The organism is Bacillus timonensis (assembly GCF_000285535.1).
In the GTDB taxonomy this organism is placed as follows: domain Bacteria; phylum Bacillota; class Bacilli; order Bacillales; family Bacillaceae_L; genus Ferdinandcohnia; species Ferdinandcohnia timonensis.
This window is the reverse complement of record NZ_HE610985.1, coordinates 1,376,427-1,383,149: the sequence shown is the minus strand read 5'-3', so window position 1 is coordinate 1,383,149 and position 6,723 is coordinate 1,376,427. Positions and strand designations below refer to the sequence as shown.

Genomic DNA, 6,723 nt, shown 5'->3' with positions numbered 1-6,723 from the left:
AAAATTAAGACAAATAAAAGATAATTTGACCAATATGGAAAGTAAAGTGGTCGGAACTATTAATCTGGGCGTTTCAAGCTTTTTCACAAAATATAAGCTGCCACAATTATTAAGGGCATTTAAAGACCAATATCCGAATGTTGAGTTCAAAGTAACAACAGGGTGGAGTCAAGACCTTTTCCATTCCTTATATAAAAAAGATATTCATATTGCCTTTGTTCGTGGTGAATATACATGGATGGAACAAAAACGATTACTTTTTGAAGACCAGCTGTGTGTAGCCTCGAAAGAAGACATTGACTTAAAAAACTTACCAGATTTGCCGAGAATAAACTATAAAACTGACAATTTTTTAAAGTCTATTGTTGACCACTGGTGGATGGAGAACTATACAAAACCTTCTATGATTACAATGGAAGTTGACCAAGTCGATACATGTAAAGAAATGGTCGTAAATGGACTTGGATATGCAATATTACCTGGAATGATTTTAAAAGGAAATGAAGATATTCATAAAGTGTTTATTACCGATAAAGAAAAGAAACCGCTAATACGTAATACATGGATGCTCTATCATAATGAGTCATTAGAGGTAAACGTAATTCATGCATTTGTGACGTTTATTGAATCATTAAATCTGCAAGATTTGTAATATCTGTGAACTTAATGAACAAAATGATGTTTTTGTTGTTAAATTCTTTTAAATTGAAAACGATTACATTATTCTTGATTAAAAGTAATATAAGGTTGTGAAAATTAAGAAAGATAAAAGGGGTGGAACAATGAAAAAACTATTTTCATTACTCGCAATTTTTACTTTAGTATTTGTTGCAACAGCATGTTCTTCAGGTGCTTCAGGCAAGAAAGATTCATTTCCAACAGGAAATATCGAGCTTATTGCTCCTGCAACTCCAGGGGGAGGTTGGGATGCAACTGCTAGAGCTATCCAAAAGATTTTTAAAGATGAAGGCATTGTAGACCAAAACATCAATGTTGTGAACAAGCCAGGGGGAAGTGGTGAAGTTGGTTGGCAATACCTTTCTACAAAGGATGCTCATCACCTTGCAATTAACTCAAGTCTTGTGATTACAAACAACTTACTAGGACAAAGTGAATTAACGTATAAAGATTTTACTCCACTAGCGATTTTAACAACTGAGTGGATTTCAATTGCAGTAGGAAATGATTCAAAATTTAAAACTGCGAAAGATGTAATGGAACAATTGAAAAAGGATCCTACTTCTTTAACAATCGCAGTTGCACCAGGATTAGGTAACAATGATCACCTTTCATTCGTGCAAGCAGCAAAAACATACGGTGTTGACGTATCAAAATTAAACTTCATGATTTATGAGAGTGGCGGAGATGTAGTAACAGCTCTTTTAGGTGGTCACGTAGATGTAGCTACAATGGCAGTTTCTGAATCGAAGGATCAGCATATTGCAGGGAACTTCCGAGTAATTAGCGTTTCTTCTGATGAAAGAATAGAAGGTTTAGAGGATGTTCCTACTTGGAAAGAACAAGGAGTAGATATGGTATTCCCGCACTGGAGAGGTATCATGGGACCTCCTGATATGACTGAAGAAGAAATTGCATACTGGGACAAGGTAATCGGGGAAATGGTTGAAACGGATGCATGGAAAGACCTTGTGAAAAATAATGACTGGTCTCCATTCTATAAAAATAGCGGTGAAGCAGCTAAATTCTTAGAAGAACAAACTAAAATGTATGAAGATTTAATTAGTGAATCTGGATTAGCTGAATAATAATAGGGCCCTATTTCAATAGGGTCCTTCGTTCTTTCATTACATCAAAGAAAAGAGGGAATTTCATGACATGGCTTGTTGAACAGCAAAAAAGTCAAAAGGAATTAGCAGAAGAATTTAAAAGTTATATATCGGCTGGACCAATCTTGAAAATTATGGGTACTCATGACGGAATGGCTGCTTTAATGGCAAAGAAAGTTGGTTTTAAAGCCTTGTATTTATCTGGTGGTGCCTACACAGCTAGTAGAGGTTTACCTGATTTAGGAGTTTTACACTCCCAAGAAGTTGCAGAAAGAGCACGCGATATTATTCGTGCTTCCAATTTGCCACTACTTGCTGACATTGACACAGGTTTCGGTGGAATTTTAAATGTTGCAAGAACAGCAAAGGAAATGGTGGAAGCTGGTGTTGCTGCAGTTCAAATTGAGGACCAAGACCTTCCGAAAAAATGTGGTCATCTAAATGGAAAAAAATTAGTCTCAGCAGATGAAATGGTGCAAAAAATTAAGATAATTAAAGAAGTGGCACCTTCACTGGTCGTTGTTGCTAGAACGGATGCACTTGCTGTAGAAGGTAGAGATGCTGCAGTTGAGAGATTAAGAAAATATGTGGAAGCTGGTGCTGATGCTTTATTCCCAGAAGCACTTATTACTGAAGAAGATTTTAGAGCTTTCAGTAAAGAATTTGATGTTCCTTTATTAGCAAATATGACAGAGTTTGGTAAGACTCCATATTTTACAGCAGATGAATTTGAGTCATTTGGTTACTCAATGGTCATATATCCGGTTACATCTTTACGAGCAGCAGCAAAAGCATATGAAATTGTGTTCTCACAAGTATTTGAAAAGGGAACACAGCGTGATGTATTAGATAAGATGCAAACACGTAAAGAACTTTATGAAACTATTAAACTTCATGATTATGAAGATTTAGATCAAGAAATTGCCAAGACCATCGTTCCTGAACTGAAGTAGGGAGGTATTTAGATGTCACAATTCTCTGTTCGTTGTGTTGTTTATAGAGGTGGAACAAGTAGGGGCATCTTTTTCCATGAAAAGGACTTGCCGACAAATAAAGAATTACAGCACAGAATTTTCTTAGAAGGTATCGACGCATATAATCCCTCACAAATTAATGGCTTAGGAAGCGGTACATCGCATACAAGTAAGGTGATGGTCATTTCAGAGCCATCTGTGAAAGATGCTGACCTTGATTATACATTCTATCAGATTGGAATTGGTGAGGTAGTAGTCGATGATGAAGGAACATGTGGAAATCTAATGGCTGCCATTGGGGCTTTTGCTGTTGATGAAGGGCTTGTTAAAACAAATCCAAATGCAGATTTTATTACAGTTTCTGCTTTTAATAAAAATATTAATAAAATGATTAAAATGCGAGTACCCTTATCAAATGGTAAAGCAAAGGTATCCGGTGATTATTTGATGCCAGGAATTGTAACGCCTGGCGCAAAAATTATCGTGAACATCCTCTCACCTGGTGGAGGGAAGACTGGAAAGACAATACCTATTGGTCTAAAAACATATGTGGCAACTGAAAAGAGAAATATTGGAGCATCATTTATTGATATTGTGAATCCTTTTGTGTATCTTGCTGCAAGTGATTTTGGATTAACAGGTTCTGAGTTAAATAGTGTAGTAGGAGCGGACATGGAATTAATGTCTGAGCTCGAAGAAATTCGGTTAAAGATGGCAGTTGCTGGTGGTGTGGCAAAGAATGAAGAGGAAGCGAAAAACATACCTTCAATTCCGAAACTAGCACTAGTTGCAAGTCCACATGATTATGTGACTTCAGGGGGAAAAGTGATAAAAGCCGATGAAATTGATATTGTTGCAAAAATGATATCAATGAAAAGGTTCCATCGAACGTTTGCTGGAAGTGGATTATATAACTTAGCTGCAACTGCTTTACTTGAGGGCTCAATTCCGAACCTACATTCTAGAAAGAAAGATGGAAGCATGGAGCAAATCATACGAATTGGCCATCCAGAAGGAATTGCAGAGGTACGTGTGAAATTAACAGATGATCAAAAAGATGTAGCTTCTGTTGGTCTGGACAGAACGGCACGAAGAATTGTTAAAGGTGATTTATACATTCCAGAGGGGTAATTACGTACATCCCCAATAGCCTAGCTGATTTTCATCAACTAGGCTATTTTTTCAATTAGAAGAAACAACAAGGGAGGGCGAAGGAATGAGTGTAACGGATGTTTTATCAACATTAAAAAGAACATTGCATGTTGATGGAAAAGAATATCGCTATTTTCGAATAAATGACCTTGAAACGAATGGCTACCCGGTCACATCACTACCTTTCTCAATTAAAATGCTTTTAGAGGCAGCGATAAGGCATGTAGACGGAAAACATATCACTACAACTCATATTGAACAACTCGCAAATTGGAAGTATATGCAATGGGAGAAAAAAGAGGTTCCTTTCAAGCCAGCTAGAATTGTCTTTCAGGACTTTACAGGAATCCCTGCAATCGTTGATTTAGCTGCGATGAGAGATGCAGTAAAACGAAGAGGCGGAGATGTTTCCCGCATTAATCCACAAATTCCTGTGGATCTAGTTATTGATCATTCAATGATTGTTGATCACTTTGGAAATACAGAATCCTTATCAGATAATCTAAAACTGGAATACGAGCGAAATCTAGAAAGATACCGTTTCGTTAGATGGGCACAAAATAGCTTTTCTAATTTTAGAGCCGTACCACCTTCAAACGGGATTGTTCACCAAGTTAACTTAGAGTATTTGGCTTCTTCGATTGTTACAAAAATTGAAAATGGTGAAACCATTGTCTATCCAGATTCTCTAGTAGGAACAGATTCCCATACCCCAATGATAAATGGTCTTGGAACAATTGGATGGGGAGTTGGAGGAATTGAAGCAGAAGCAGCGATGCTTGGACAACCTTTATATTTTGTTATTCCTGAGGTAGTTGGAATAAAGCTTATTGGAAAACTAAGGGAGGGTGTTACTGCGACTGATCTTGCCTTAACAATAACAGGCTTACTTCGTAAAAAGGGAGTTGTCGGGAAATTCGTTGAATTCTTTGGGAAAGGATTAACAAATATATCCCTAACAGACAGAGCGACCATAGCAAATATGGCACCAGAATATGGAGCAACAATGGGCTATTTCCCGATTGATGAAGTGACATTAGATTATCTTCAACTTACAGGTAGAGGAACTAACTTGTCATTAATTAAGGCGTATTATAAAGCACAAGGGTTATTTAGAACAGATGAAACCCCTGATCCAAATTTTACTGAAACAATCGAATTGGATTTAGCCTCAATCAAACCAACTATTGCAGGACCAAAAAGACCACAGGATAGTATTGAATTACGTTCGATGAAAGATGGATTTACTAGAATCGTCACAATGCCGGTTGCGAGTGGTGGATATGGATTAAACGAAGCAGAATTAAATAAACATGTGGAGTTAGAAAGCGGAGATAGCATCAGCACCGGGTCACTTGTCCTCGCCGCTATTACAAGCTGTACGAATACTTCAAATCCAAGTGTGATGATAGCAGCAGGACTAGTGGCAAAAAAAGCATTGGAACAAGGGCTACAAAAGCCTGCTTATGTAAAAACAAGCTTAACACCAGGCTCACGCGTAGTTACAAAATATCTTGAAGCATCAGGCCTTCTACCTGCTTTAGAAGAGATTGGATTTTATGTTGATGGTTATGGATGTGCAACATGCTGTGGAAACAGTGGAGCCCTCCTTGAATCCGTCGAAGAGGCCATTACGGACAACAATCTCCTTGTCGCTTCTATTTTAAGTGGAAATCGGAACTTTGAAGGTCGTGTCCATCCACTTATAAAAGCGAATTATTTAAGTTCACCTCCATTAGTTGTTGCGTATGCTTTAGCTGGGTCAGTTACTATTGATTTGTATGCCGAACCGATTGGCAGAGGAAGAGATGGCAAGGCAGTTTATTTAAAAGATATTTGGCCAACAACAGAAGAAATAAATGAAGTAATCAGCTCTACGATAACGCAGGAACTATTTATAGAAGAGTATGAACATATTTTTGAAAATGAACTTTGGTCATCGATTGAGTCATCAAAAGGGCAACTCTATAGGTGGGATAATCAGTCAACGTACATACAGGAAGCGCCTTATTTCCTTGAAGAAATCTCAAAGGATAAGTCGGACTGGGATTTTAAAAATATGAAGACTTTATTGATGCTAGGGGATTCTATTACTACAGATCACATATCCCCAGTAGGACAAATCCCAGTAAATAGTCCAGCAGGTATATTTTTAATGGAAAAAGGCATCCCAGTTCGACAATTCAATGCTTATGGATCAAGACGTGGTAACCATCATGTCATGGTTCGTGGTACATTTGCAAATATTCGAATTCGAAATAAACTAGCTGATGGAAAAGAAGGGGGCTACACAAAATACTTACCAACTGGTGAAATCATGTCAGTTTATGATGCCGCAATGAAATACAAAGAAGACAATCAGAGCCTTCTAATTATTGCAGGGAAGGAGTATGGAACAGGAAGTTCACGTGATTGGGCTGCAAAAGGAACAGCTCTATTGGGTGTCAAAGTGATTCTTGCTGAAAGCTTTGAGCGAATCCATCGTAGCAATCTTGTGGGAATGGGAGTATTACCGCTTCAATTTTGCGATGGAGAAAATGCAGGCAACCTGAACTTAGACGGAACGGAAGATTTTGAATTAAAAGGTCTAAATGAACAAATTACACCGGGCCAAAAAATTCATGTAATCGCAATGAAACCTAACCAATTAAAACCGATTGAATTCACTGCAATCGTAAGGCTAGATAGTGTAGTTGAAATAGAATATTACCAAAATGGTGGTATTTTACAAACTGTTCTTGAAAATCTTCTATAACCTATTAAAACCCTTAGCGAAACTGCTAAGGGTTTTAAAATACAATATATTAATC

The 6,723-nt window shown here is 37.5% G+C and carries 5 protein-coding genes; all 5 read left to right on the top strand.

Annotated features, from left to right (window positions below; genetic code table 11):
• Positions 1–652, top strand: a 652-nt coding sequence (locus tag BTHG_RS24435; protein ID WP_010283502.1) for a substrate-binding domain-containing protein, incomplete at its 5' end; no start/stop codon positions are given.
• A 130-nt stretch (positions 653–782) separates the two neighbouring features.
• On the top strand, positions 783–1,766 hold the full coding sequence (locus BTHG_RS07160) for a tripartite tricarboxylate transporter substrate binding protein (protein WP_010283501.1): 984 nt from the start codon (positions 783–785) through the stop codon (positions 1,764–1,766).
• Between the two features lie 65 nt (positions 1,767–1,831).
• A complete protein-coding gene (gene prpB, locus BTHG_RS07155; protein ID WP_010283500.1) occupies positions 1,832–2,740 on the top strand; it encodes a methylisocitrate lyase in 909 nt (302 codons plus the stop codon).
• Positions 2,741–2,752: 12 nt separating this feature from the next.
• A complete protein-coding gene (locus BTHG_RS07150) occupies positions 2,753–3,892 on the top strand; it encodes a PrpF domain-containing protein (RefSeq protein WP_010283499.1) in 1,140 nt (379 codons plus the stop codon).
• Positions 3,893–3,977: 85 nt separating this feature from the next.
• Complete coding sequence (gene acnA / locus BTHG_RS07145) at positions 3,978–6,668, top strand: aconitate hydratase AcnA (protein WP_010283498.1); 2,691 nt, start codon at positions 3,978–3,980, stop codon at positions 6,666–6,668.
• The last annotated feature ends 55 nt before the right edge of the window (positions 6,669–6,723 follow it).

Coding starts and splice junctions, on each gene's coding strand:
- acnA (WP_010283498.1), top strand. CDS start 3,978: ATGAGTGTAACGGATGTTTTATCAACATTAAAAAGAACATTGCATGTT.
- BTHG_RS07150 (WP_010283499.1), top strand. CDS start 2,753: ATGTCACAATTCTCTGTTCGTTGTGTTGTTTATAGAGGTGGAACAAGT.
- prpB (WP_010283500.1), top strand. CDS start 1,832: ATGACATGGCTTGTTGAACAGCAAAAAAGTCAAAAGGAATTAGCAGAA.
- BTHG_RS07160 (WP_010283501.1), top strand. CDS start 783: ATGAAAAAACTATTTTCATTACTCGCAATTTTTACTTTAGTATTTGTT.